Annotated in this window: 26 protein-coding genes; 10 read left to right on the top strand and 16 right to left on the bottom strand. The window is 60.8% G+C overall.

Features of this window, described 5'->3' with window-relative positions:
* Positions 1 to 227: 227 nt before the first annotated feature.
* From dkgB to QMX88_RS06455, 5 genes are all read right to left on the bottom strand, one after another.
* Entirely contained in the window at positions 228 to 1031 is an 804-nt protein-coding gene (gene dkgB, locus QMX88_RS06475; protein WP_282367445.1) for a 2,5-didehydrogluconate reductase DkgB, read from the bottom strand.
* A 395-nt stretch (positions 1032 to 1426) separates the two neighbouring features.
* Complete coding sequence (locus QMX88_RS06470) at positions 1427 to 1987, bottom strand: DUF1003 domain-containing protein (RefSeq protein ID WP_282367443.1); 561 nt, start codon at positions 1985 to 1987, stop codon at positions 1427 to 1429.
* Between the two features lie 102 nt (positions 1988 to 2089).
* On the bottom strand, positions 2090 to 2296 hold the full coding sequence (locus QMX88_RS06465; protein ID WP_065993044.1) for a hypothetical protein: 207 nt from the start codon (positions 2294 to 2296) through the stop codon (positions 2090 to 2092).
* A 123-nt stretch (positions 2297 to 2419) separates the two neighbouring features.
* Positions 2420 to 2902, bottom strand: coding sequence for a GreA/GreB family elongation factor (locus tag QMX88_RS06460; protein ID WP_282367603.1), 483 nt, complete (start codon positions 2900 to 2902; stop codon positions 2420 to 2422).
* A gap of 54 nt (positions 2903 to 2956) precedes the next feature.
* A complete protein-coding gene (locus QMX88_RS06455; protein WP_282367440.1) occupies positions 2957 to 3352 on the bottom strand; it encodes a hypothetical protein in 396 nt (131 codons plus the stop codon).
* A 123-nt stretch (positions 3353 to 3475) separates the two neighbouring features.
* On the opposite strand from QMX88_RS06455, the gene earP reads away from it, so the two are divergent.
* Together earP and QMX88_RS06445 are read left to right on the top strand one after the other, a co-directional pair.
* Positions 3476 to 4621 (top strand): elongation factor P maturation arginine rhamnosyltransferase EarP, encoded by a 1146-nt coding sequence (gene earP / locus QMX88_RS06450; protein ID WP_282367438.1) that lies wholly within the window; start codon positions 3476 to 3478, stop codon positions 4619 to 4621.
* A gap of 87 nt (positions 4622 to 4708) precedes the next feature.
* Positions 4709 to 5278 (top strand): elongation factor P, encoded by a 570-nt coding sequence (locus QMX88_RS06445; RefSeq protein WP_037011849.1) that lies wholly within the window; start codon positions 4709 to 4711, stop codon positions 5276 to 5278.
* Positions 5279 to 5626: 348 nt separating this feature from the next.
* Here QMX88_RS06445 and QMX88_RS06440 read toward each other — a convergent pair whose 3' ends face one another.
* From QMX88_RS06440 to QMX88_RS06430, 3 genes are all read right to left on the bottom strand, one after another.
* On the bottom strand, positions 5627 to 6646 hold the full coding sequence (locus QMX88_RS06440) for an alpha/beta hydrolase (protein WP_282367433.1): 1020 nt from the start codon (positions 6644 to 6646) through the stop codon (positions 5627 to 5629).
* A gap of 51 nt (positions 6647 to 6697) precedes the next feature.
* The gene (locus QMX88_RS06435; RefSeq protein WP_065993050.1) at positions 6698 to 7117 is read right to left on the bottom strand and encodes an organic hydroperoxide resistance protein; all 420 of its coding nucleotides are present in this window, start codon (positions 7115 to 7117) and stop codon (positions 6698 to 6700) included.
* Between the two features lie 155 nt (positions 7118 to 7272).
* Positions 7273 to 7746 (bottom strand): MarR family winged helix-turn-helix transcriptional regulator, encoded by a 474-nt coding sequence (locus tag QMX88_RS06430; protein WP_282367425.1) that lies wholly within the window; start codon positions 7744 to 7746, stop codon positions 7273 to 7275.
* Between the two features lie 238 nt (positions 7747 to 7984).
* On the opposite strand from QMX88_RS06430, the gene QMX88_RS06425 reads away from it, so the two are divergent.
* Positions 7985 to 8716, top strand: coding sequence for a sulfite exporter TauE/SafE family protein (locus tag QMX88_RS06425; RefSeq protein ID WP_423572919.1), 732 nt, complete (start codon positions 7985 to 7987; stop codon positions 8714 to 8716).
* A 20-nt stretch (positions 8717 to 8736) separates the two neighbouring features.
* Here QMX88_RS06425 and QMX88_RS06420 read toward each other — a convergent pair whose 3' ends face one another.
* Entirely contained in the window at positions 8737 to 9591 is an 855-nt protein-coding gene (locus QMX88_RS06420) for a LysR substrate-binding domain-containing protein (protein WP_065993052.1), read from the bottom strand.
* A gap of 96 nt (positions 9592 to 9687) precedes the next feature.
* Here QMX88_RS06420 and QMX88_RS06415 point away from each other — a divergent pair, with 96 nt between their 5' ends.
* Positions 9688 to 9921, top strand: a complete 234-nt coding sequence (locus QMX88_RS06415; RefSeq protein ID WP_282367422.1) for a DUF1127 domain-containing protein — start codon at positions 9688 to 9690, stop codon at positions 9919 to 9921.
* Between the two features lie 49 nt (positions 9922 to 9970).
* Positions 9971 to 11218, top strand: a complete 1248-nt coding sequence (locus QMX88_RS06410) for a winged helix-turn-helix domain-containing protein (RefSeq protein WP_282367420.1) — start codon at positions 9971 to 9973, stop codon at positions 11216 to 11218.
* 237 nt (positions 11219 to 11455) lie between these two features.
* Here the strand turns inward: QMX88_RS06410 and QMX88_RS06405 are convergent, their stop codons facing one another.
* The gene (locus QMX88_RS06405; RefSeq protein WP_282367418.1) at positions 11456 to 12802 is read right to left on the bottom strand and encodes a class II 3-deoxy-7-phosphoheptulonate synthase; all 1347 of its coding nucleotides are present in this window, start codon (positions 12800 to 12802) and stop codon (positions 11456 to 11458) included.
* 228 nt (positions 12803 to 13030) lie between these two features.
* On the opposite strand from QMX88_RS06405, the gene QMX88_RS06400 reads away from it, so the two are divergent.
* Positions 13031 to 13786 carry a spermidine synthase gene (locus QMX88_RS06400; protein ID WP_192172778.1) on the top strand — a complete coding sequence of 252 codons (756 nt, stop codon included), beginning with the start codon at positions 13031 to 13033 and terminating at the stop codon, positions 13784 to 13786.
* Here QMX88_RS06400 and QMX88_RS06395 read toward each other — a convergent pair whose 3' ends face one another.
* Positions 13787 to 14578 carry a crotonase/enoyl-CoA hydratase family protein gene (locus tag QMX88_RS06395; protein WP_282367414.1) on the bottom strand — a complete coding sequence of 264 codons (792 nt, stop codon included), beginning with the start codon at positions 14576 to 14578 and terminating at the stop codon, positions 13787 to 13789.
* A gap of 416 nt (positions 14579 to 14994) precedes the next feature.
* Between QMX88_RS06395 and QMX88_RS06390 the strand changes: the two genes are divergently transcribed.
* Positions 14995 to 16671, top strand: coding sequence for a DEAD/DEAH box helicase (locus QMX88_RS06390; RefSeq protein ID WP_133776427.1), 1677 nt, complete (start codon positions 14995 to 14997; stop codon positions 16669 to 16671).
* Between the two features lie 172 nt (positions 16672 to 16843).
* Here QMX88_RS06390 and QMX88_RS06385 read toward each other — a convergent pair whose 3' ends face one another.
* The 3 genes from QMX88_RS06385 to QMX88_RS06375 all read right to left on the bottom strand — a co-directional run bounded on the left by QMX88_RS06385 (position 16844) and on the right by QMX88_RS06375 (position 19388).
* A complete protein-coding gene (locus QMX88_RS06385) occupies positions 16844 to 17077 on the bottom strand; it encodes a DUF7683 domain-containing protein (RefSeq protein ID WP_192172775.1) in 234 nt (77 codons plus the stop codon).
* A complete protein-coding gene (locus tag QMX88_RS06380) occupies positions 17074 to 18207 on the bottom strand; it encodes a colicin E3/pyocin S6 family cytotoxin (protein WP_282367409.1) in 1134 nt (377 codons plus the stop codon). The genes QMX88_RS06385 and QMX88_RS06380 overlap by 4 nt, the downstream gene beginning before the upstream one ends.
* Before the next feature lie 413 nt (positions 18208 to 18620).
* Positions 18621 to 19388, bottom strand: a complete 768-nt coding sequence (locus QMX88_RS06375; protein WP_282367407.1) for a DODA-type extradiol aromatic ring-opening family dioxygenase — start codon at positions 19386 to 19388, stop codon at positions 18621 to 18623.
* 105 nt (positions 19389 to 19493) lie between these two features.
* Between QMX88_RS06375 and QMX88_RS06370 the strand changes: the two genes are divergently transcribed.
* Entirely contained in the window at positions 19494 to 20150 is a 657-nt protein-coding gene (locus QMX88_RS06370) for a thiopurine S-methyltransferase (RefSeq protein ID WP_282367405.1), read from the top strand.
* Positions 20151 to 20223: 73 nt separating this feature from the next.
* Here QMX88_RS06370 and htpX read toward each other — a convergent pair whose 3' ends face one another.
* Positions 20224 to 21111, bottom strand: coding sequence for a protease HtpX (gene htpX / locus QMX88_RS06365; RefSeq protein ID WP_037011815.1), 888 nt, complete (start codon positions 21109 to 21111; stop codon positions 20224 to 20226).
* A gap of 220 nt (positions 21112 to 21331) precedes the next feature.
* Positions 21332 to 22543 carry a pyridoxal phosphate-dependent aminotransferase gene (locus tag QMX88_RS06360; protein WP_065993069.1) on the bottom strand — a complete coding sequence of 404 codons (1212 nt, stop codon included), beginning with the start codon at positions 22541 to 22543 and terminating at the stop codon, positions 21332 to 21334.
* A 192-nt stretch (positions 22544 to 22735) separates the two neighbouring features.
* On the opposite strand from QMX88_RS06360, the gene msrB reads away from it, so the two are divergent.
* On the top strand, positions 22736 to 23134 hold the full coding sequence (msrB, locus tag QMX88_RS06355) for a peptide-methionine (R)-S-oxide reductase MsrB (RefSeq protein WP_192172770.1): 399 nt from the start codon (positions 22736 to 22738) through the stop codon (positions 23132 to 23134).
* A gap of 84 nt (positions 23135 to 23218) precedes the next feature.
* Positions 23219 to 23719: a glutathione peroxidase gene (locus tag QMX88_RS06350; RefSeq protein WP_282367383.1), complete on the top strand. Its 501-nt coding sequence runs from the start codon at positions 23219 to 23221 to the stop codon at positions 23717 to 23719.
* Positions 23720 to 23725: the final 6 nt, after the last annotated feature.

Genomic DNA, 23725 nt, shown 5'->3' with positions numbered 1-23725 from the left:
CTGGCGAGGTCCGATGGCCGGGCGTGCGGTCAGCCGTGCTCCCGGCGCTTCGGGCCAATCGGCAATGGTTCGGAAGTCTGGTTCGCGGGGAGGGGCGGGATTGGTTCAGGCGGGAAACGAACCAATTTCAGCAATGGGCCAGGCAGGGCGCCTGTTTATGGTTCGGCTGCGTTATTAAGGGGCGTTGATTGGGGTGATTCTGGCCGAAGCCAGAATCAGGGCTGACATCAATCCCACTGCGGCGCGAGGCTGGCCGGGCTGGTCAGGCGATGACCGCGGTCCAGCTGGGCAATCTGCGCCATGTCGTCTTCGCTGAGCTTCAGGTCCACGGCTTTCAGGTTGCTTTCCAGATTGGCGCGTTTGGTCGACGACGGGATCACCGCGTAACCCAGCTGCATGGCCCACGCCAGCGTCACTTGTGCAGGCGTCGCATTGTGGCGCTGGGCGATCTGCTCGATCAACGGGTCCTTCAGCACTTCGCCGTAGGCCAGGGTCATGTACGACGTAATCTTGATCCCGTGCTGTTTGGCGAAATCGGCCACGGTGCGGTTTTGCAGGTAGGGGTGCAACTCGATCTGGTTGGTGGCGATGTTTTCGGCGCCGACCGCGGCAATGGCTTCTTTCATCAGCGCCACAGTGAAGTTAGAGATACCGATCTCGCGAGTCAGGCCTTGCTGTTTGGCTTCCAGCAGCGCGCCCATGAATTCGGCGACCGGCACCTGGCCTTTCGGCGATGGCCAGTGGATCAGCGTCAGGTCGACGTGATCGGTTTTGAGCTTGGTCAGGCTTTCCTTCAGGCTCGGGATCAGCTTGTCGGCGGCGAAGTTGTCGGTCCAGATCTTGGTGGTGATGTACAGCTCGTCACGGGGCACGCCGCTTTGCGCGATGGCCTGACCGACCTCGGCTTCATTGCCGTAGATCTGCGCGGTGTCGATCACGCGATAGCCCAGGTCGAGGCCGTTGCTTACCGAGTCGATGACGACCTGATCTTTCAGGCGGAAGGTGCCGAGGCCAAATGCGGGAACAGTCATGGGAAGACTCCAGGGTTCAAGGGGGAAGGGGAGGTACGAATCAGATGCCCAGTATCCCGCGTCGGCTGGCAGGGAAAAACCACAGCGCGGGCACGGGACTTTTGACGGGGGATCATGAATGCCATGGAGTTTGGGGCAGCGTGTAGGTGTGATCGTTCAGTGAAATGTGATTTCCGCAGGGGCCGCGCCTCTCCTCAGACGCTGCGATGCATGTAGGAAATGAAGATCCTGTGGGAGTGAGCTTGCTCACGAAGACCCTGGTTCAGCCACTGGCAATTCTGAGGATGTGCCAATGCCTTCGTGAGCAAGCTCACTCCCACAGGTATCGCGTCTGACTCCAGATTACACGTGCGCCGCCGGCCGTGATGGAAGCGCGCTAGCACATGAACCTCAGATCAAACATGCCCATCCCGCTTTACGAAATGCTTGTGCATGTCCGCCGTCAGCGCTTCGACCCGTTCGGTCAGCACTTTGGTCATTTCGGTGAGTCGGGTGTTCTGCTCCAGCAGCTCGAGCATCTGCGCGGTGTTTTGCGCCGCGCGGGCCATACGCTCTTCGTTGGCCGTCGCCAGCGCTTCACGGTGCTCCGCGTCGGCATCGGCACTGGCCTTGTCCCGGGCGGCCTGTCGAGTCTGGGCCAATAGAATGAGCGGCGCGGCATAGGCCGACTGCAGGCTGAATGCCAGGTTGAGCAAGATGAAGGGGTAGAGATCGAACGACACCAGCCCGCTCAGGTTGGCGCCCACCCACAGCAACACCAGCAGCGTCTGTGCGCCGAGAAAAGTGGGCGTGCCGAAGAAGCGCGCGAACGCTTCGGCCTTGAGGGCGAAGGCATCGGTGCCAAAGGTCGGCGCCAGGTGCGCGTGGCGTTTGTGAAAGCGCAGGTGATCCACCGGCGCGTTGGCGGCGGGCGTGCCCGGTTCTGTGGGCGAAGGGACAGACGTTGCAGTGGGCATGGGGCTTTCCTGAAGACAGAGACATCTGCCCACTATAGGGCCACGCCCCCTGGCGTTGTACTGAACCTCTGCTGAACCGGCGTCTGTCCCGAGTGAGCCGCGTCAGTCCACCGGTTCGGGGTACAGCGGCTTGGATCGCTGCATGATGCTGGCGTAGTCGTAAACATACTGGCGCCCGGCGTGACTGGTCATGCGCAGGCGGTCGATCAGTTGTCGCTCTTTCTTGTTCAGGTATCTCAACCCGTGGTGGTCACTGGACTTGAGGCGATCACGTTCATGGGCGTCAGGGAAAGTGATGACGTTCGTCATGAAATATCTCCTTGGTTAAATCCGTGTCCCCGGCTCCGTGTTCCGGGGTTCACCCTTTGTGGTGCGACCCTGCACCTTACCCACAAAAAGTCAGACGCTACAACCCTGCAAATGATCAGTGGGTCACAGGATTTGCGTGATCTCGAACGATTGACGGCTGCCGTTCACCACCACTTCCACCTCATCGCCATCGAACTTGCCAAGCAGGCTCTGACCCAGCGGCGAGCGTGCCGTGATCACCGTTATCACCTGCTCGTCCACGGTGATTTTTAGCCCCGCCGCGTCAGGCGCCAGAAACAACCGCTGTTCCGCACCGTTGTCCGCCAGGAGGGCAATAAGATCGCCGGTCTGGATGCCGCGCTGTTCATCAAACGGCTTGAGCACCAGGTTGCAACACAGGTTCAGCGACTGGCGGATTTCCTCCACGCGCCGCGCCTGACCCGCCGCCAGATACGACGCCTCCAGTCCCAGGGTGTCGTACTTGTTCTCGGCGATGTTCTCTTCGTGGGTCGCGGTTTCGTAGGCGGTTTGTGCGGCCCGCACCGCCACATCGAGATCGACCTGGAGCTTCTCGACGATGCACTGCAGGACGGTTTGCTTGTTCACGGGCATGGCGGACATGGAGTGTTCACGGACATGGGATGGCTCGACAAAGGGGATTCAACCGCAGAACTGATAGACGCTCGCACGGCTTTTCTCGCTGGGGGCGGTCTGGTTCTGCTGCATCCAGAACTGGCACTTGGGCCCGTTGAAGCTGCGTTGCCGCTCCGCCTGTTCGGCCTCCTGGGTCTGTCGCGCTTCGCTGTCGCGCAGAATCTGCCGGTACTGATCGAACATCGGGTTATCACTTTCCGGCTTAGGCTTGGCCGCAGGCGGGGCGGTGATCTGCGCGGCCGCATTGTTCAGCGCCTGGGTCTGCTCGGCGGGGAGCATTTTATAGATCAGCCACAGGCTCACCAGGACGGCGAGAAAGCCCAGCCAGATACCGGCGGCGATCGACAGGATCAGCTTAAGCGGGCGCAGCGTGACGGACAGTTCGCGGTGGTTGACGTACATGACAGACTCCAGACTTGTATGCATGTGGCCAGCGGTGGCAGCGATTGTCGCACGACCGGGGCTGGTGATTCTGCGCCGCAATGAAGGACAATCGGTTTTTTTGAACATCCTCAGGGAGCCCGGATGAAAGCCTCTTGGGATATTTTCTGCAGCGTTGTCGATAATTTCGGCGACGTCGGCGTGACCTTTCGCCTGGCCCGACAACTGGTCGCCGAACACGACCTGAATGTTCGGCTCTGGATCGATGACCTGAACGCCTTCGCGCGGCTTTGCCCGGGCGCCGACCCGCTGGCGCAAGCGCAAGTACGCGACGGCGTGACCGTCTGTCACTGGCCGAAGGAATGGCCCAGGACCTGGCAACCGGCCGAGCTGCCGGACGTCGTGGTCGAAGCCTTCGCCTGTCGCCTGCCGCCGGACTACATCGAGGCCATGCTCGGGCGGGAGAGGCGGCCGCTGTGGTTCAACCTCGAATACCTCAGCGCCGAGGACTGGGTCTCCGGTTGCCACGGCCTGCCGTCGATCCAGTCCTCGGGCTTGCGCAAGTATTTCTTCTTCCCCGGCTTCACCAACAAGACCGGCGGGTTGCTGCGTGAAGCGGGCCTGATTGAAAAGCGTCAGGCGTTTCAGGCGGATCCTGCCGTGCGGCAGTCCTTTCTCCAGCGCCTGAACATCGCGCCCCACGCCGACGCGCGGCTGATGTCGCTGTTTGCCTACGAACACGCCGGCCTCGGCAGTTGGCTGGATTGCCTGGCCCGGGCTGATCGGACGACCCATCTGCTGGTGCCTGAAGGCCGTATTCTGAGCGACGTTCAGCGTTGGTTGGGCGTGGAAGAATTGAAGGCGGGCGCCGTGCAGGTGCGCGATGGCCTGACGATTCAGGTGCTGCCGTTTGTGCGCCAGGAAGACTATGACCAGCTGTTGTGGTGCTGCGAATTCAACGTGGTGCGCGGTGAAGACTCATTCGTCCGCGCGCAATGGGCGGGGCGGCCGCTGATCTGGCACATCTATGAGCAGGACGACGACGCCCACTGGGCCAAACTCGATGCGTTTCTGGAGTTGTATCTGGCGGGATTGTCGGAGGAGGCGCAGCAGGCGCTGACCGAGGTCTGGCGCAGCTGGAATGGCGGAACAGACATGACTCAGGGCTGGCATGCGCTGGAACAACACACCGACGAACTGGCCGCCCATGCCCAGCGCTGGTGTCTGGAACAGGCCTTGCAGGACGATCTGACGACTGCGCTGGTAAGGTTTTACCAAAGTTGGATATGATACGCGGCCTTGTATTAAGCCCTGTACGAAAAGTGGCTTTTCGTACAGGGCTTAGAAAGATCTTTCATCCAAATTCGGATACTCGTAATGAAAACTGGTAAAGAGCTTAAACCCGGTACCGTGATCAAGCTGGAAAACGATCCTTGGCTGGTTCAGAAAGCTGAATTCACCAAGTCGGGCCGTAACAGCGCGATCATGAAGACCAAGCTGAAGAACCTGCTGACCGGCTACAAGACCGAAATCGTCTACAGCGCCGATGACAAGCTGGAAGACGTGATCCTGGACCGTAAAGAAGCCACGCTGTCTTTCATCAGCGGCGACACTTACACGTTCATGGACACCACCGACTACACCATGTACGAACTGAACGCTGAAGACATCGAAGCCGTTCTGCCATTCGTTGAAGAAGGCATGACCGACGTTTGCGAAGCGATCTTCTTCGAAGACCGTCTGGTTTCCGTAGAGCTGCCGACCACCATCGTGCGCACCGTCGACTACACCGAAGGTTCTGCTCGTGGCGACACGTCGGGCAAGGTCATGAAGCCGGCCAAACTGGCCAACGGCACCGAGCTGCAGGTAGCTGACTTCATCGAAATCGGTGACAAGATCGAAATCGACACCCGTGAAGGCGGTTCCTACAAAGGCCGTGCCAAATAAGCACTGCGTTTGTAATGCCGGTAATGTGATGCCGGAAACGAAAAAGCCCGACCATCGAGTCGGGCTTTTTTGTGGGTGATGTAAAAGCGAGCTGCGAGACACGCTGACCTTGTAGGAGCAGGTGACGCCGCCGCAGATGCAGCTGTCGACAAAGAACTGGGGGAGCGAGCTTGCTCGCGAATAGGCCGGTACATCCGCCAAGTCTTCAGCGGCTGGAAATACGTCTTCGTGAGCAAGCTCACTCCCACAGGGACTGCGAATGCTGCGCGACAGTGCGGGATATGAACGACGGAATCCAGCAATGCAAACGGGTCGACCATTGCTGATCGACCCGTTTTTATACTGCGTTTACTTCAGATGAACCTTCAGCTCTTGGGACGCCTGCAGCAGCGCCGAGCGCACTTCCGGCACCTGGCTGACCACGTTCAGCAAGCCGTAGTCGTGAATCATGCCGTTGTAGCGAACCGCTGTTACCGGCACACCGGCCTGGTCCAGTTTGCGAGCGTAGGCTTCACCTTCGTCGCGCAGCACGTCAGCACCCGCCGTTTGCACCAGGGCAGGCGGCAGACCTTTCAACTGATCGGTCGTGGCCCGCAGCGGTGAGGCATAGATCTCGGCGCGCTGTTTCGGATCGGTGGTGTAGTTGTCCCAGAACCACTTCATCATGTTGCGGGTGAGGAAGTGACCCTCGGCAAACTGATCGTAAGAACCCGTATCGAAGTTGGCATCGGTCACCGGCCACAACAGCACCTGGTAACGGATGGCCGGGGTGCCTTTGTCTTTGGCCATCAGGCTGACGACCGCCGCCATGTTGCCGCCGACGCTGTTGCCCGCCACCGCCAGACGCTTGCCGTCGACGTTGATTTCCTTGCCATGCTCGGCGACCCATTTGGTCGCCGCATAGGCCTGGTTGATCGCCGTCGGGTAGTGGGCTTCAGGTGAAGGCGTGTAGTTGACGAACACCGCCACTGCGCCCGAACCCTCCACCAGATCCCTCACCAGACGTTCGTGGGTCGGGTAATCGCCGAGCACCCAGCCGCCGCCATGGAAGTACATGAACACCGGCAAGGTGCCTTTGACGCCAGCCGGACGAACGATCGTCAGGCTGATGTTCTGGCCGTCCACCGAAATGGTCTTCTGGCTGACATCGGCCTTGGGCAGGGTCAGCTTGACCCCGGCCTGGGCACCGGTCAGTACGGCGCGGGCATCTTTGGGCGAAAGCTGTTCGATCGGCTTGCCGCTTCCCGAATTCAGTGCGTCCAGAAACGCCTGCGTGTTGTGCTCGACGCCCGTGTCGGTCGCCGCGAAAGCGTTGCCGACGGACAGTGCGAGGAGCGAGCCAGCCAGAATCTTGCCAAACGTTTTCATGTTCTTCTCCCGGTCAGACGAGGTGTGGGGGCGGAGGTTTTACGCCAGTGTTTACACAGTCACGTGCAGACGAACGTCGACGTTGCCGCGTGTGGCGTTGGAGTAAGGGCAGACCTGGTGGGCTGCATCGACCAGCGCCTGGGCTTCGGCTTGTTCAAGGCCCGGCAGGCTGATGTGCAGGTCGATGTCCAGACCGAAACCGCCGGGGATCTGGCCGATGCCGACGTGGGCAGTGATCGAGGCGTCAGCCGGGATGGTTTTCTTGCTCTGACCGGCGACGAATTTCAGTGCGCCGATGAAGCACGCCGAGTAACCGGCAGCGAACAGCTGCTCAGGGTTGGTTGCTTCGCCGCCTGCGCCGCCCAGTTCTTTAGGGGTGGCCAGTTTGACGTCGAGGATTTTGTTGTCGGAAACAGCGCGGCCATCACGGCCACCGGTTGCGGTTGCGACTGCAGTGTAGAGAGCTTGCATGGTAATTCCTCACGTGCTGATGGTATGGGATTCGAGCTTTAGCTTGGCGCTAAATGTTTGTGCGCTAAGCAAGTGAGGGAGAATGTACTGCGCTAATGTTTAGTGCGCAAGATAAATTTTTGAGATTTTTTCAGAGGGGCCGATTACGGGTCTGATCAGATGCTTTCGTGCAGATTTCCACGCAACGCGAGCAGGTCTTTCTGCAGGGCCTTGAGCTGCTCAAGGTTGATGCCGCTGGCGGCCAGAATGCATTGCGGAACGCTCTGGGCTTTTTGGTGCAGCGCCTTGCCTTGCTCGGTCAAGGTCAGCAGCACAACGCGCTCATCTTCCTTGCTGCGGGTCCGGCGGATCAGGCCTTCGACTTCCAGCCGTTTGAGCAGCGGCGTCAGTGAGCCAGGATCGGTGAGCAGGCGGGTGCTGACTTCTCCGACGGTCAGGCCGTCGCGCTCCCACAACACCAGCATCGCCAGGTATTGCGGGTAAGTCAGGTTCAGCGCCTGCAGCAACGGCTTGTAGACCTTGGTCATCATTAGCGACGTCGAGTACAGGGCGAAACACAGCTGGTTATCCAGCAGCAGTTCGTCGCAACTGCCAGCGCCGGCCGTGCGGGTGGGCTCGTTGGCGTTCATGGGTGTCCCTCGCTCAGTCAGTAATGCCCGGTAATTTAGTGCCCTGATGTTTAATGCACCAGATAATTTCAGTAATCGCCCGGCGTGTGGCTCTCTATCGACTGGAGGTAAACGCCGCTGTTTGTGCGTCGGTTGGACATCCTGGATATCGCCAAAGCGGATTTCCTCGGCGGCGCTGACTGCGTAGCATGCGCGCTGAAATCGGTTCAGAGGATCGCCCGTGATTGTCGATGTATTGATGTACCTGCTGCTGGGCGCCGCCATGGGCACGCTGGGCGGACTGTTCGGCATCGGCGGCGGGCTGGTGGCCATTCCCGCGCTGGGCGTGTTGTTTGGGCTCGATCAGCAACTGGCCCAAGGCACGGCGTTATTGATGGTGCTGCCCAATGTGCTGCTGGCGCTGTGGCGTTACAACCAGCGCAATCGGGTGTCGGTGCGTCATGCGCTGATGCTCATCGTGCCCAGTTTCACGATGTCCTGGCTGACCTCGCTGTGGGCCGTGCGCGTTGATCCGCAAAGCATGCGCCTGGGCTTCGTCGGGTTTCTCGTCGTGCTGACGCTGTTCAACCTGATCCAGATGGTGTGGCGCAAAGGCGTCGCCAGCGCCGAGCTGCGTCACACCCGATGGTTGTGGCTGCTGGGCCTCGGTTCGGGTGTCACCGCCGGGCTGTTCGGCGTTGGCGGCGGAGTGATTGCGACGCCGATTCTGACCGGCCTGTTCGGCGCGACCCAGGTGGCGGCCCAGGGCCTGGCGCTGGCACTGGCGGCGCCGAGCACCACGATCACGCTGGCGACCTACGCGTTGCACGGCCACGTCGACTGGCTGATGGGCATTCCGCTGGCGATTGGCGGGCTGGCCAGCATCAGTTGGGGCGTCGCGCTGGCCCACAGTTTGCCGGAGCGCGTGCTGCGCTCGCTGTTCTGCGGCTTTCTCGTGATCTGCGCGATCATGCTGTGCTTCAAGCTGTGATCTAACGCGATGAGTACTTGTTACAGCCTGAACCCTTCAGCAATGTGATCGGCCAGGCATTCGGTGATCGGCGATGGGTTATTGGGGTTGCGCAGCAGCACGATGCTCGCCGACGGCAATTGCGGCAGCCCGTGCTGTTCACCCAGCACTTCCAGGTCCGAGGTGATCAGGCTTTGCAGCTGCGCCGTTACTGCCAGCCCTGCGCTGACCACTGCCATGATCGCTGACAGGCTCGCGCTGGTGTAGGCCACCCGGAATTCACGGCCGGACGCCTGCAGCGCGTTGATTGCCCACTGCCGGCAAAAGCAGTCGGTGTTGAACATCGCCAGCGGCATCGGCGTCTGCTCCTGTGGGCAAAAGCCTGCGCCGACGGCCCAGACAAATCGCTCCTGGCGAAGGATCTGGCCGATTTCCTTGCCCGGCTCACGGGTGACGATGCTCAAGTCCAGGTCTTGGCGTTGCAGTAACTGTGATGACGATTCGCAATGCACTTCCACCTGCACCAGCGGATACGCTTGGGCAAAGCGCTGCAGAATCCCCGGCAGAAAGCGCATCACGTAATCATCCGGCGTACCGATCTTCACCGTGCCGACCATGTGCGGCTCGCGCAGGGTATTGAACACTTCGCTGTGCAATTTCAGGATCCGGCGCGCGTAGCCCAGCAGCACCTGGCCTTCCGCCGTGAAGCTGATGGTGCGGCCGTCTTTGAGAAACAACGGGCGGCGCACCACGTCCTCCTCCAGCCGTTTCATCTGCATGCTCACGGCCGACTGCGTGCGATTCACCACCTCGCCGGCCTTGGTGTAGCCGCCCTCATCGGCGATCGCGACAAAGGTGCGCAGCAGCTCGCTGTCGATACTCGGGTAAGTGGTCATGCATCAATCTCCCAGATGCAGTGCATAAGAAACATTCGTTGGATTGATCTTAGGCGCGGCGAGAGAATCTGCCCATCCCCACTGGAGGGCAAGACGATGAAAGGTCAAAAAGGTTACGTACTGGTCGCAAAACCTCTGTCGCGGGAATCCGCGCCGGAACGTTGGTGGAAATCGGCCGTGGCGCAGGTCGCTCGCTGGCGCAAGCTGCATCACCAGCGTGTCGAACTGGCCACGCTGAGCGATGACGCGCTGAAGGACATGGGCCTGAGTCGGGCGGATATCTACGAAGAAGTGGAGCGTCCTTTCTGGGATGACCCGATGAAGCACTGACAGAGCAGCGGGTGATCGGTTAGCGTTGGGCACCGCCATGGAGGTCGAAATGCCCGCCGAACCGCCGCTCAACCCGCCACTTTCCCTCAAGCACGCGCGCCGTCTGGCGCTGGCCGCCCAAGGTTTTAACAGCCGCCAGCCGCCTGCGACGATCAAGGCGGCGCACGTCACGCAGTTGATCCAACGACTCGGCGTGCTGCAGATCGACTCGGTCAATGCGCTGGTGCGATCCCACTACTTGCCACTCTTCTCCCGGCTCGGCCCTTATTCGCGCACATTGCTGGAGCAGGCGGCGTGGAGCCAGGGTCGGCACCGCAATCTGTTTGAATACTGGGGCCACGAGGCGTCGTTGCTGCCGGTCGAGCTGTACCCGCTGATGCGCTGGCGGATGCAGCGCGCGTCCCAGGGCGAGGGCATTTATCAGCAACTGGCGAAGTTTGGCCGCGAGCAGCAGACCGTTATCGCCCGGGTGTTGCAGACCGTTCGCGAGCAGGGGGCGTTGGGCGCGGGCAGCATCAGCACCCGGCAGGATCGCGCCGGACCCTGGTGGGACTGGAGCGCCGAAAAGCATGCGCTGGAATGGTTGTTTGCAGCGGGTGAGGTGACGGTTGCCGGCCGTCGCGGTTTCGAGCGGCTGTACGATTTGCCCGAGCGGGTTCTGCCGTCGGCAATCGTCAATCACCCTGACATCGAGGAAGCCGATGCCCAGCGTGGCTTGCTGCTGCATGCGGTCAAAGCGCTGGGCGTCGGTACCGAAAAGGACGTGCGCGATTATTTTCGGCAGGACCCGGCACCGGCCAAGCGCGGGTTGGCGGAGCTGGTAGAGGAGGGCGCGGTTCAGCGGGTTCAGGTGCAGGGCTGGAAGCTACCGGCGTACGCTCTTCCGGGTCTGACCGTGCCGCGCAAGATTGCCGCCAGCGCGTTGCTGTCGCCGTTTGATTCACTGATCTGGGAGCGGGCGCGCACCGAGCGGCTGTTCGATTTCCGTTACCGGCTGGAGATCTACACCCCGGCGCACAAGCGGGTTTACGGCTATTACGTGCTGCCGTTTCTGCACAACGAACGCATCGCCGCGCGCATCGACTTGCGGGCTGAAAGGGCGGCGGGGCGTCTGGCGGTTCATGGGGTTCACGAAGAGCAACCCGGACTGGATGGCGAAGGCATGCACGCCCTCGCATTCCACTTGCGGCAACTGGCCAACTGGCTGGAATTGCCAGATGTGCTGATCAACTGCAAGCGCGCCAGTGCGGCGCGCTTGCGGGAGGCGTTTATGGCCAGCGGTTTTGATCACCTGTGACGGCAGCTGCCTGATTTTGTAGGACCGGCTTCAGCCGGGAAAGGGCCAGCGCGAGCACCCTCAATTCTAGGGTGTGACATCCGACGCTTTCCCGGCTAAAGCCAGTCCTACAGAAATAGCGCGCCGTTGTGGGACCGGCTTCAGCCGGGAAGGGGCCAGCGCGAGCACCCACAATTCTATGGTGTGACATCCGGCGCGTTCCCGGCTAAAGCCAGTCCTACAGACGCACCAACCCCTTTACCGGCGCACTTGCTTTAACGTCTCGGCAATCAAAAACGCCAGTTCCAGCGACTGATCGGCATTCATCCGTGGATCACAATGGGTGTGGTAACGGTCCGACAAGCCATCTTCGGTAATCGGACGCGCGCCGCCGATGCATTCGGTGACGTTCTGACCGGTCATCTCGATGTGGATGCCACCGGCGTAGGTCCCTTCCGCCTGATGCACCTGAAAGAACTGCTTCACTTCCGCCAGGATCTGGGCGAAGTCGCGGGTCTTGTAACCGCTGCTGGCCTTGATCGTGTTGCCGTGCATCGGGTCCGAACTCCACAGCACCTTCTTGCCTTCGCGCTCCACGGCACGGATCAGCCCCGGCAAATGGTCGCCGACCTTGTTGGCGCCCATGCGCGCAATCAGGTTCAGGCGGCCCGGATCGTTGTCCGGGTTGAGGATATCGATCAGGCGAATCAGGTCATCGGTGTTCATGCTCGGGCCGACCTTGACGCCGATCGGGTTCTTCACGCCGCGCAGGAATTCCACGTGGGCGCCATCCAGTTGCCGCGTGCGGTCGCCAATCCACAGCATGTGCGCCGAGCAATCGTAGAAGTCATTGGTCAGGCTGTCGCGGCGAACGAAGGCTTCTTCGAAATTCAGCAGCAGCGCTTCGTGGGCGGTGAAGAAACTGGTTTCGCGCAACTGCGGCGAGGTGTCCATGCCGCAAGCGCGCATGAACGCCAGGGTCTCGTCGATGCGATCGGCGAGCTGGCTGTATTTGTCCGACAGCGCCGAGTTGGCGATGAAATCCAGGTTCCACTTGTGCACTTGATGCAGGTCGGCGAAACCGCCCTGGGCGAAAGCGCGCAGCAGATTGAGGGTGGCGGTGGACTGGTGATACGCCTGCAGCAGACGATCCGGGTCGGGCACGCGGCTCTTCTCGTCGAAACCGATGCCGTTGACGATGTCGCCGCGATAGGCCGGCAGCGTGATGCCGTCTATTGTCTCGTCGTTGGAAGACCGCGGTTTGGCGAATTGCCCCGCCATGCGCCCGACCTTGACCACCGGGCAGCCGGCGGCAAAGGTCATGACGATCGCCATTTGCAGCAGCACCTTGAAGGTGTCGCGGATTTTTGCAGCGGAAAACTCGAAGAAGCTCTCGGCGCAGTCGCCACCCTGCAGCAGAAAAGCCCGGCCCTCGGTCACCTCGGCAAACTGCCGGCGCAGCTCGCGTGCTTCCCCGGCAAACACCAGCGGGGGATAGCTGGCGAGGGTCTGCTCGACACGGCGAACATGGTCGGCGTCAGGGTATTGAGGTTGCTGCTGGATAGGCAGGTTCCGCCAGCTGTCGGGGCTCCAGGGTTGGCTCATGTTGAACTCGAAGTCAGTGCGATCGGACAGGCATGTTAGCAGCTCACCCCGAGAATTTGCGTGACCTGCGGGGCGCGATTCGCCGACAATCCGCGCTTTTCCGGGGCGCGTCCTGCGTCTGTCTGCACCCGAGGTCCGCCGCGCGGCTACGGCGATCGCTGAGTGCGGCGATGCTGATCCCCGCGGGCGCGGTCCCGAATCACTTTGACCATGGGCACGAGAACAGCAATGACCGAGGAACGCGTAGAGCACGTGTTGGCCGAAGTTCACGACGAATTCGGTAAGATCCGTGTACTTGAAGTGGCCGACTACCGCTTCCTGGAGTTCGGTGACGCCATCGAGCAGAGCTGCACGTTCACGGCCGATCCGGCCTGGCTCGAATACGACTACACCCGCGCCATGTTCATTGGCGCCCTGTGCCATCCGGCCCCGGAAAGCGCGCTGTTCATGGGGCTGGGCGCGGGCACACTGACCCAGGCGTGCCTGAAGTTTCTGCCGCTGGACGACGTCGAGGCCATCGAACTGCGCCCCGACGTGCCGCGTCTGGCCATGGAATACATGGGCCTGCAGGACGATCCCCGGTTGTATGTGCGCATCGGCGATGCGCTCGATCTGCTGCCGACCGCCGAAGACGCGGACCTGATCTTCGTCGACCTGTACACCGACACCGGTCCCGCCGTGGGCCATCTGGCCTGGGGGTTTCTCGAGAAATGCCAACAGCGCCTCAACCCCGGCGGCTGGCTGATCATCAATCAGTGGGCGTCGGACGATGGCAAACCTTTGGGCGCGGCGCTGCTGCGCGGTTTGTACCACCGTCATTACTGGGAGCTGCCGGTGAAGGAGGGCAACGTCATCCTCATCGTGCCTGCCGACCTGGACCAGACGCTAGACATCGACGCGCTGACCCTGCGCGCCGAAAACCTCGCGCCGCACCTGGGCTATTCGCTGTTGCCGCTGATCAAGACGCTGCGGCCTGCGACCTGATCAGCAACCCCTGAACAGCGGCGGGCGTTTTTCCAGCAGCGCCTGCAGGCCTTCTTTGGCGTCCTCGCTGTCGAGCACCCGCCGGACCAGCGCCGGCAACGCCTTGGCCGCCACGTTTTCACCTTCGAGCAGCGCCTGACGTGCGGACTCCAGAGTGGTGCGAATCCCCAACGGCGCGCGGTCGGCAATGTGTTGGGCCAGGCGCAGCGCCGAGGGCAGAAGGTCCTCGGGTGCCATCACTTCCTGCACCAGGCCCATGCGGCAGGCTTCGTGGGCGTCGAATTCATCGCCCGTCAAAAGCCAGCGCATGGCATTGCCCCAACCTGCGATCTGGTGCAGCCGCAGGGTCGCGCCGGCGCAGGCAAAAATGCCGCGCTGCACTTCCAGATGGGCGAAGCGGGCATTGCTCGCGCACAGGTTGATATCGGAGGCGAGCATCAGCTCGATGCCCATTGTCAGGCACCAGCCCTGGGCCGCGACTATCACCGGCTTGCTGACCCGCGGACCGATCGACAGCCCCCAGGGATCGTAACCGCCGGGCGGCAGCGTCCAGCCTTCTCTCAATGCCGGCCCGGCCTCGGCCAGATCGAGCCCTCCGGTGAAATGCTCGCCATGGGCAAATACCACCGCGACCCGTGCCTGGTCGTTACGCTCGAACTCGCCGTAGGCCAGGCTCAGTTGATTGAGCATGTTCAAGTCGAAGGCGTTGCGTTTGGCGACCCGGTCCAGGCCGATGAGCATGATTGCGCCGCGCTGTTCCCGGCTGACGTGGCCTTTGATCGAAGAGGTCATGTCGCTATGTCCTGCAGATGAGGAGAAAGGGAGGGTGGGGTGTCGCACTGTCTGGGTGAATCGTTTAAGCTCTGCTCGCAACCGATACCGGGCACTTGAAAAGTAGACACTGACGCAGCTTTGCGCAAAGCCTGTGACAGTTGGCCGCAAGGGGCTGTTTCGCAAAAAAAATCCTCACTTGTTTCAGCAATTCCGGTATAGTGCGCGCCGGCCTTTCATAGGGCCCTCGTCACGGTTTAGGTTCGCGAAGCCATCTTCTCGAACCGGTTCGGTCACGAACCACCCCATGACGATCCATTCATCAATACGTTTTCGCAAATCCCCGCCGACAAAGCAGCCAGGGTGACTCTAGGGTCTTACACGGCACGCGCAGCTTTGAAGCATGGGTCTTTGCGGATGCACTCAGAGGCAGACCCATGACCCAGGAATCCGGCGGCTTCGCCGCTCTTAACCTTCACCCGACCATTCTTGCAGCTGTTATCGCTACCGGCTACGAAGAGCCTTCGGCCATTCAGCAGCAATCGATCCCGATTATTCTCGCTGGTCACGACATGATCGGTCAGGCGCAGACAGGTACCGGTAAAACCGCCGCCTTCGCTCTGCCCATTCTGAGCCTGATCGACCCGACGAAACGCGAGCCGCAAGCGCTGATCCTCGCGCCGACTCGTGAGCTGGCCCTGCAAGTGGCCACCGCGTTCGAAACCTACGCCAAGCAAATGCCGGGCGTTACCGTTGTGGCTGTCTACGGCGGCGCGCCGATGGGCCCGCAGCTGAAAGCCATTCGTAACGGCGCTCAAATCGTCGTCGCTACCCCGGGCCGTCTGTGCGACCACCTGCGTCGTGACGAGAAAGTCCTGGCGACCGTGAACCACTTGGTTCTCGACGAAGCCGACGAAATGCTCAAGCTGGGCTTCATGGATGACCTCGAAGTCATCTTCAAGGCCATGCCTGAGACGCGTCAGACCGTACTGTTCTCGGCGACCCTGCCGCAGTCGATCCGCGCGATTGCCGAGCGTCACCTGAAAGACCCGAAACACGTCAAGATCCAGAGCAAGACCCAGACCGTCACCGCGATCGAGCAGGCTCACCTGCTGGTTCACGCTGACCAGAAGACCTCTGCCGTACTGAGCCTGCTGGAAGTCGAAGATTTCGACGCCCTGATCATGTTCGTGCGTACCAAACAGGCCACTCTGGACCTGGCCAGCGCCCTTGAAGCCAAAGGCTACAAGGCTGCTGCGCTGAACGGCGACATCGCCCAGAACCAGCGTGAACGCGTCATCGACTCCCTCAAGGATGGCCGTCTGGACATCGTTGTTGCGACTGACGTTGCTGCCCGTGGTCTGGACGTTCCGCGTATCACCCACGTGTTCAACGTTGATATGCCGTACGACCCGGAAGCCTACGTTCACCGTATCGGCCGTACTGGCCGTGCCGGTCGCGAAGGTCGCGCGCTGTTGCTGGTAACGCCGCGTGAGCGTCGCATGCTGCAAGTGATCGAGCGCATGACCGGTCAGAAAATCGCCGAAGTCCGCCTGCCGGATTCCCAGGCCGTTCTCGATGCCCGCATCAAGAAACTGACCAACAGCCTGTCGCCGCTGGTCGCTGATGCCGAAGCAAGCCATGGCGAATTGCTGGACCGCCTGACTGCCGACATCGGTTGCACCCCGCGTGCCCTGGCCGCTGCTCTGCTGCGCAAGGCCACCAATGGTCAGGCGCTGACCCTGGGCGCGATCGAGAAAGAACGTCCACTGGTGCCGAACAACGCGCCACGTGGTGATCGTCCTGAGCGTCCAGCCGGCGACCGTCCTGATCGTGGCGACCGCGAACGTCGTGCCCCGGTGCCGTTGGCCGAAGGCCGTGCTCGCTGCCGTACCGCGCTGGGTGCCCGTGATGGCATCGCTGCGAAAAACCTGCTGGGCGCCATCCTCAACGAAGGTGGTCTGGCTCGCGAAGCAATCGGTCGCATCCAGGTGCGTGACAGCTTCAGCCTCGTCGAGCTGCCGGAAGACGGCCTCGAGCGCCTGCTGGCCAAGCTGAAAGACACCCGCGTTGCCGGCAAGCAGCTGAAGCTGCGTCGCTATCGCGAGGACTGATCTGCTCTTGAGCTGGTCGTCTGAATAAAAAATCCCCGACTGGTTCGGGGATTTTTTTTGTGTTCAAACTGTATGGCCAACAAGTAAATACAGACTGCGTGAATGGGACTGACCGTTAAAGCGACCCGCTCGCCCATGAAAGCATCTGATGCGTGTCATCTTCAATAGACCGTCATTCGACGTTGCAGGTGAGTTGGCAAATATGGCGGTCATCAAAGAATTTCCTGCCAGCCAACGCCTCAATCGCTAAAGCCTGCTGAGGATTCAGGTTGTAACCTTCGTCGCCACGTTGTGGATTCAACCATCCCATGATGTCGCTCAGGTCGGCATCGCACCCCTCCGGCAGGTTGATTTCAAGCTCCAGCAGTTCGCTCTCTCTGTCGAATACTTCAACAATGTATTTCAAGGTTCAACCTCGCGTGTGCTGTCTGCACTTTTGGTTTGAGTGCCTGTTTCTACGTCGAACTCTCCCAAGTGTTTTCCTCGCTTGTTGTATTTTTCAACTGTCCCGTGCTGGCTGTCCCATTCGAAAATCTCGCCTGCCTGGGTTTTCCACCGTTTGCGCAGACCTCCACCGCCCTTGATCGACGTCTTCCGAGGCGCAACCTTTGCATCGGGAAATGCCGCGAGCTCTTTCGGAGGCGGATGATACCCATGATCCCCATTAAACGGCCGCGCATACACCACATACATCGACCTCAGCCCCGAATCAGCGGGGAAGACCAGGATGCAGTCTTCTGCGGTGATGTCGTCGCCGGGGAGGCCTTCGAGCTGGCTGTCGGCGTCGTCCGGGATCGGGTGGACGAGAATGGTGCCTAAACGGGCATCGCTGTTTTCAGGGTAGACCAGCGGTTCCAGCGTCCCGTATCGACCTCGGCGGGGCGTCATGAGAATGGTGACGCCGTTGAGATGGGCTTCCATCGCGCTTTTGTCGGCATTCCAGCGGGCTTGCACGGTGCGGACCGAATCGTCGCCGGATGCCTTGGAATGGATGCCGTAAATCTGCAACTCGCCTCCGGCATCCAGGCGCAGCTGGAAACGCACCCGTGTTGTCGCCTGAGTCAGGTTGCGCAATTCGTCATCGGTGTAGAGCGTGCCGTCGCCCATCTTCACCGGGAGCATGCCCACGATGAACAGACTTGCCGGGCCGCCTGCTCCGCGAAGCAGCCAGGTATGGCTGCGTTGCATGATGCCGCCGCCGGCCATGCGGCCCAATCCCATGTCTGCGCCCAGGGCGGCAGCAATGGCGTCGGAGGCAGAGGGCAGCAGCATGGCGCCCGCCATCATGATCGCGCCGAAGTTGGAGGCGGGTTCTACGGTGGTTCCGGCGGCAGTGCTGCACCATTCCCCGGTACAGGACTTGGCGAATACCTTGTCGGTACGCTCCTTCTGTGCGGGCCAGCGCTCAGGTATCGGAGTGGGCACCCGCACGGGTTCGGGAGGCGGGTTCCACGCTGCCCACGACGCGCCTCCGTTGGGAAGCCCTTTAAAAATCGGGTGTTCGCTAAAGGGATCTTTTTTGTCGTCCTTGAACATGACCGTCCTGATGTCCGCCAATTTAGGGCGGCGCAGGATGCAGGCGGTCCGACGAGTGGTCAACGGTAGGGCGGTTACGGGATGTTGCCGTGCGGACAGGCTTTTGATGTCAGTGGGACCGGCTTCAGCCGGGAATGCGTCAGATGGCACACCACATAATTGATGTCGACTGAGCTGGCCTCTTCCCGGCTAAAGCCGGTCCCACATGAGTCTGCGTCGTCCGGGCTGGACCTGCCGTCTGAACTTGAACAGATAGACGCGTGGGGCGTATCTAGCACGCCGCCGACAGGCTTTTGATGTTGGTAGGACCGGCTTCAGCCGGGAAGGCGTCATATGCCGCAGCGCAAAATCGATGTCGCCTAGGTTGGCCTCTTCCCGGCTAAAGCCGGTCCTACAGGGTTGTATCCATCCCCTCAACCAAACCGATAAATGTCCATCCCCAGCGCACCCATCGTGAACCCCTGGTGCTCAATACTGAATTCCCCGCCCGCCGCCCGCGCGAAATACAGCGGCAGCAGGTGTTCATCTGTTGGGTGATTGCGCGCGGCGTGGGGTGCCCGGTCTCGATAGTCGTGCAGGGCTCCAAGGTCGTCCGCCGCCAGCTTGTCCACCATCCAGTCGCGAAACGCCAGAGCCCACGGTGTAATGCTCTCCGGCCCCGCCTGCCAGTCCAGCTCTCGCAAGTTATGGGTGATGCTCCCCGAACCGATCAGCAACACGCTCTCCTCGCGCAGTCGGTTCAATGCCTGCCCCACCTTCGTCTGCAGGGCAGGGCCCATGCGCGAGGGCAGTGAAACCTGCACGATGGGGATGTCCGCGTGCGGGTACATCAACGACAGCGGCACCCAGACCCCATGGTCGAACGGCCGTTGGGTGTTCATGCGCGCCGGCAGGTCAGCCTCCGCCAACAGTTCCAGCACGCGGTGAGTCAGCTCCGGCATGCCGGGCGCCGGATACTGCACGGCGAAGAGTTCAGGAGGGAAGCCGCCGAAGTCATGGCAGGTCTCCGGCTGCGGATTGCCGTTGACCAGCAGTTCATTGCTTTCCCAGTGCGCCGAGACAATCACGATGGCCTTGGGGCGCGGGAGGGCGGCGGCCAGACGCGCGAGTGCAGGCCCGCTCTCGCCCGGTTCGAGCGCAAGCATGGGCGAGCCGTGGGAAATGAACAGGCTAGGCAGCATTTGCAGTGTCCTGAGCGTATAAGGTGAGTGGCATGATCGGGCAGTACATCCATCTAAATCTAATATAAGTTTTCGTCCGTTTTGATCGGGATATCAGGAGTGTCTATGGAGCCGCGTTTTTGGCATGAGCGCTGGGCGATCAATCACATCGGTTTCAATCAGGCGTCTGTGAATTCGCATCTGTTGCGCCTGTGGCCAGAGCTCACCGCCATGCCGGGGGAACGCGTGCTGGTGCCGTTGTGCGGCAAAAGCATCGACATGGTCTGGCTGCTCAACCAGGGTTTTCACGTGGTGGGCGCGGAATTGTCTGAGATAGCGGTGGCGGGATTCTTCAGCGAGAACGGCTTGCAGCCGACGATCGAGGAGCGTGGCGCGCTCAAGCTTTATCGTGCGGAGGGCTGCGAGATCTGGTGCGGCGACTTCTTTGCCCTCAAGCCCGAAGACGTTGGCGACTGCACCGCATTCTACGACCGAGCCGCCCTGATCGCGCTGCCACCGGACTTGCGCTGGCGTTATGTCAAACAGCTCAATCACTTACTGTCCAACGACGCCTGCGGCTTGCTGGTGACGCTGGACTATGATCAGTCGCTGATCGCCGGTCCGCCGTTCTCGGTGGATGAGGATGAGGTGCTGCAGCTGTTGTCCCCCGATTGGCGGGTCAAGCGCGTCGCGGATCTGGACGTGCTGGAGCAGGGCGTGAAGTTCAAGCAGGCGGGCGCGACGTCCCTGATGGAATATGCGTATCGGCTGTATCGCCGATAGCGCAGCGCCAGGAAACGAGCACAAAAGAAAAGGGCGACTTCACGTCGCCCTTTCTCGTACAGCTATCACGGAATCAACCGCGGCGACGAAGCGCCTCGATGCGTTCTTCCAGCGGCGGGTGGCTCATGAACAGCCCGGCCAGGCCGTGCTTCAAACCACCGTTGATGCCGAACGCCGTCATGCTCTCAGGCATTTGCACCGGAACGCCCTGTTCCGAACGCAGACGCTGCAGAGCGCTGATCATCGCGCCCGTGCCGGCCAGGCGGGCACCGGCGTCGTCGGCGCGGTATTCACGCTTGCGCGAGAACCACATGACGATGGCGCTGGCGAGGAAGCCCAGCACGATTTCGGCAAAGATGGTCGCGATGTAGAACGCGATGCCACGGCCTTCTTCGTTCTTGAAGATCACCTTGTCGACGAAGTTGCCGATGATCCGCGCGAAGAACATGACGAAGGTGTTGACCACGCCCTGGACCAGCGCCAGCGTGACCATGTCGCCGTTGGCCACGTGACCGATCTCGTGAGCCAGCACCGCCTTCACTTCATCGGGCGAAAAGCGCTCCAGCAGGCCCTGACTCACCGCAACCAGCGCGTCGTTCTTGTTCCAGCCGGTGGCAAAGGCGTTGGCCTCGTAGGCGGGGAAAATACCCACTTCGGGCATCTTGATGCCCGCATCGCGGGACAGTTGTTCTACGGTCTGCAGCAGCCATTGCTCATGGCGGGTGCGGGGTTGGGTAATGATCTCGGTGCCCGTGCTCATCTTCGCCATCCACTTGGAGATGAACAGCGAGAACAGCGAACCGGCGAAACCGAACACAGCGCAGAAGATCAGCAGCTGATTGAGGTTCAAATCAACCCCGTTGGCCGCCATGAACCCGTTGAAGCCAAAAAGGCTCAGGGTGATGCTGGCAATCAGCACGACCGCAAGGTTAGTGGCCAAAAACAGCAAAATGCGCATCATGGTTAAGAGTTTCTCCTCAGGAAGAATATGTAACGTACTGCGGGGGTATATAAGGTGATGTCGGGGCGTATTCAACCGGGCGATCATTTCAAACTGTGTCGTTTGCTGTCGCCCCGGCGATAAGTGTCATCGGCGAGAGGGTAGGGGCAGAGCGATTGCGCTTGAATCGCCCGGAGCCAGCTTGCGGGCGGGCACCTGCGAGCCGGCTCCATCAGGTCCGTTACTGCTTGTAAGTCTTCAGAAAATTGCCGATCCGGCCAATGGCCTGCTCCAGGTCATCCACCCGCGGCAGCGTCACCACGCGGAAGTGGTCCGGCCACGGCCAGTTGAATGCCGTACCCTGAACGATCAGCAGTTTTTCCGAGAGCAGCAGGTCCAGCGCGAACTTCTCGTCGTTGTGGATCGGGCAGACTTTCGGGTCGATGCGCGGGAAGGCATACAGCGCCCCCATCGGCTTCACGCAACTGACGCCCGGGATGTCGTTGAGCAATTCCCAGGTCCGGTTGCGCTGTTCCAGCAAGCGGCCCGGCGGCAGGATCAGGTCATTGATGCTCTGATAGCCACCCAGGGCGGTCTGGATCGCGTGCTGGCTGGGCACGTTGGCACACAGCCGCATGTTTGCCAGGATATCGATGCCTTCGATATAGCTGACTGCGTTGTGCTTGGGCCCGGAAATGGCGATCCAGCCCGAACGGAAACCCGCCACGCGGTAGGATTTCGACAGCCCGTTGAAGGTCAGGCACAACAAGTCTGGAGCCAGAGACGCGGTGCAGATGTGCACGGCGTCGTCGTAGAGAATCTTGTCGTAGATTTCGTCGGAGAAGACCACCAGATTGTGCTGACGGGCAATCTCCAGCATCCCCAGCAACACTTCACGGGAATAGACGGCGCCGGTCGGGTTGTTCGGGTTGATGATCACCATGGCCTTGGTGTTCGGCGTGATCTTGGCCTTCATGTCTTCCAGATCAGGCCACCAGTTGGCCTGCTCGTCGCACAGATAATGCACCGGGTTGCCGCCGGACAATGCCACAGCTGCGGTCCACAGCGGGTAGTCCGGCGCCGGCACCAGTACTTCGTCGCCGTTATTGAGCAAGGCCTGCATCGACATCACGATCAGTTCCGAGACGCCATTGCCCAGATAGATGTCTTCGATGCCAACACCTTCGACCTGCTTCTGCTGGTAATACTGCATCACCGCCTTGCGCGCGCTGAACAGACCTTTCGAATCGCTGTAGCCCTGAGCCATAGGCAGGTTGCGGATCACGTCCTGCAGGATTTCGTCCGGCGCCTCGAAACCAAACGGCGCCGGGTTGCCGATGTTCAGCTTGAGGATACGATGGCCTTCCTCTTCCAGGCGCTTGGCGTGCTTGAGCACCGGCCCGCGAATGTCGTAGCAGACGTTGGCGAGCTTGTTCGATTTGCTGAACTGCATGGTGATTGGTCCCGAAAAGAGACGGCCCGCTGTGTGAAGAAGCGCAGACCGCTGAGCATGACGCCATCAAAATGGGTTTGTACGCGAGAAACGCGGGTGACAGACTGGCGTCCAACGAAGGCGCAATCATACGTGCCACCCGATCCGTGGAAAAGACACAGATCGGGCTTTTTCATTTACGGAGGTCTACCCGTGGCTAAGCTGGATAAAACCCTTGAAGAATGGAAAGCGATGCTCGATCCGGAGCAGTACAACGTCTGCCGGCTGAAGGGCACGGAGCGTCCATTCAGCGGCAAATACAACGAGACCAAGACCGACGGCATTTACCACTGCATCTGCTGCAACGAGCCCCTGTTCGATTCGAAGACCAAGTTCGATTCGGGTTGCGGCTGGCCGAGCTTCTACGCGCCGCTTGAAGGGAGTGCAGTGGTCGAAGTGCGCGACGTCAGTCACGGCATGATCCGCACCGAAGTGGTCTGCAGCAAATGCGATGCTCACCTCGGTCACGTGTTCCCGGACGGTCCGCCGCCCACCGGTCTGCGCTATTGCATCAACTCCGTGTGCCTGGACCTGGTGCCGCGCAGCGCCTGATGCAGGCTTATCACCGGCAACAATGGGATAGCGCGCCGGACAATGGCGCGCTAGCTTGGCGGTTTACAATTTCGAGGCATCGCCATGAGCGACGAACTGCTGAACATTCCGGTGCAAACGATCAAGGGCGAGCAAAAGACCCTGGCTGATTTCGGCGGCAAGGCGGTACTGGTGGTGAACACCGCCAGCAAGTGCGGTTTCACCCCGCAATACAAGGGCCTTGAGGAGTTGTGGCAGGGCTACAAGGATCGCGGGCTGGTGGTGCTGGGCTTTCCGTGCAACCAGTTCGGCAAGCAGGAGCCGGGCAACGGAGGCGCGATTTCCGACTTTTGCGAACTGAACTACGGGGTGAGCTTTCCGCTGTTCAAGAAGATCGACGTCAACGGCAGCCACGCCCACCCGCTGTTCGTGCAGCTCAAGAAGCGCGCGCCGGGGCTGCTGGGTTCGGAAGGCATCAAGTGGAACTTCACCAAGTTTCTGGTGGGCCGTGACGGCAAGCTGGTCAAGCGTTATGCCCCATTGACCAAGCCGGAAGACATCAAGGCCGACATCGAAGCGCTGTTGAAAGAACACGCGACCGGTTGATCGAAG

The organism is Pseudomonas sp. PS02290, assembly GCF_029960075.1.
Classification (GTDB): domain Bacteria; phylum Pseudomonadota; class Gammaproteobacteria; order Pseudomonadales; family Pseudomonadaceae; genus Aquipseudomonas.
Note: the sequence above shows the minus strand (reverse complement) of the source record. Positions and strands in the feature narration are given on the sequence as shown.

What these genes read in the sequence shown, in the direction of transcription:
- dkgB (WP_282367445.1), bottom strand. Translation starts at nt 1,031, where the DNA reads ATGACTGTTCCCGCATTTGGCCTCGGCACCTTCCGCCTGAAAGATCAG.
- QMX88_RS06470 (WP_282367443.1), bottom strand. Translation starts at nt 1,987, where the DNA reads ATGCCCACTGCAACGTCTGTCCCTTCGCCCACAGAACCGGGCACGCCC.
- QMX88_RS06465 (WP_065993044.1), bottom strand. Translation starts at nt 2,296, where the DNA reads ATGACGAACGTCATCACTTTCCCTGACGCCCATGAACGTGATCGCCTC.
- QMX88_RS06455 (WP_282367440.1), bottom strand. Translation starts at nt 3,352, where the DNA reads ATGTACGTCAACCACCGCGAACTGTCCGTCACGCTGCGCCCGCTTAAG.
- earP (WP_282367438.1), top strand. Translation starts at nt 3,476, where the DNA reads ATGAAAGCCTCTTGGGATATTTTCTGCAGCGTTGTCGATAATTTCGGC.
- QMX88_RS06445 (WP_037011849.1), top strand. Translation starts at nt 4,709, where the DNA reads ATGAAAACTGGTAAAGAGCTTAAACCCGGTACCGTGATCAAGCTGGAA.
- QMX88_RS06440 (WP_282367433.1), bottom strand. Translation starts at nt 6,646, where the DNA reads ATGAAAACGTTTGGCAAGATTCTGGCTGGCTCGCTCCTCGCACTGTCC.
- QMX88_RS06435 (WP_065993050.1), bottom strand. Translation starts at nt 7,117, where the DNA reads ATGCAAGCTCTCTACACTGCAGTCGCAACCGCAACCGGTGGCCGTGAT.
- QMX88_RS06430 (WP_282367425.1), bottom strand. Translation starts at nt 7,746, where the DNA reads ATGAACGCCAACGAGCCCACCCGCACGGCCGGCGCTGGCAGTTGCGAC.
- QMX88_RS06425 (WP_423572919.1), top strand. Translation starts at nt 7,985, where the DNA reads ATGTACCTGCTGCTGGGCGCCGCCATGGGCACGCTGGGCGGACTGTTC.
- QMX88_RS06420 (WP_065993052.1), bottom strand. Translation starts at nt 9,591, where the DNA reads ATGACCACTTACCCGAGTATCGACAGCGAGCTGCTGCGCACCTTTGTC.
- QMX88_RS06415 (WP_282367422.1), top strand. Translation starts at nt 9,688, where the DNA reads ATGAAAGGTCAAAAAGGTTACGTACTGGTCGCAAAACCTCTGTCGCGG.
- QMX88_RS06410 (WP_282367420.1), top strand. Translation starts at nt 9,971, where the DNA reads ATGCCCGCCGAACCGCCGCTCAACCCGCCACTTTCCCTCAAGCACGCG.
- QMX88_RS06405 (WP_282367418.1), bottom strand. Translation starts at nt 12,802, where the DNA reads ATGAGCCAACCCTGGAGCCCCGACAGCTGGCGGAACCTGCCTATCCAG.
- QMX88_RS06400 (WP_192172778.1), top strand. Translation starts at nt 13,031, where the DNA reads ATGACCGAGGAACGCGTAGAGCACGTGTTGGCCGAAGTTCACGACGAA.
- QMX88_RS06395 (WP_282367414.1), bottom strand. Translation starts at nt 14,578, where the DNA reads ATGACCTCTTCGATCAAAGGCCACGTCAGCCGGGAACAGCGCGGCGCA.
- QMX88_RS06390 (WP_133776427.1), top strand. Translation starts at nt 14,995, where the DNA reads ATGACCCAGGAATCCGGCGGCTTCGCCGCTCTTAACCTTCACCCGACC.
- QMX88_RS06380 (WP_282367409.1), bottom strand. Translation starts at nt 18,207, where the DNA reads ATGTTCAAGGACGACAAAAAAGATCCCTTTAGCGAACACCCGATTTTT.
- QMX88_RS06375 (WP_282367407.1), bottom strand. Translation starts at nt 19,388, where the DNA reads ATGCTGCCTAGCCTGTTCATTTCCCACGGCTCGCCCATGCTTGCGCTC.
- QMX88_RS06370 (WP_282367405.1), top strand. Translation starts at nt 19,494, where the DNA reads ATGGAGCCGCGTTTTTGGCATGAGCGCTGGGCGATCAATCACATCGGT.
- htpX (WP_037011815.1), bottom strand. Translation starts at nt 21,111, where the DNA reads ATGATGCGCATTTTGCTGTTTTTGGCCACTAACCTTGCGGTCGTGCTG.
- QMX88_RS06360 (WP_065993069.1), bottom strand. Translation starts at nt 22,543, where the DNA reads ATGCAGTTCAGCAAATCGAACAAGCTCGCCAACGTCTGCTACGACATT.
- QMX88_RS06350 (WP_282367383.1), top strand. Translation starts at nt 23,219, where the DNA reads ATGAGCGACGAACTGCTGAACATTCCGGTGCAAACGATCAAGGGCGAG.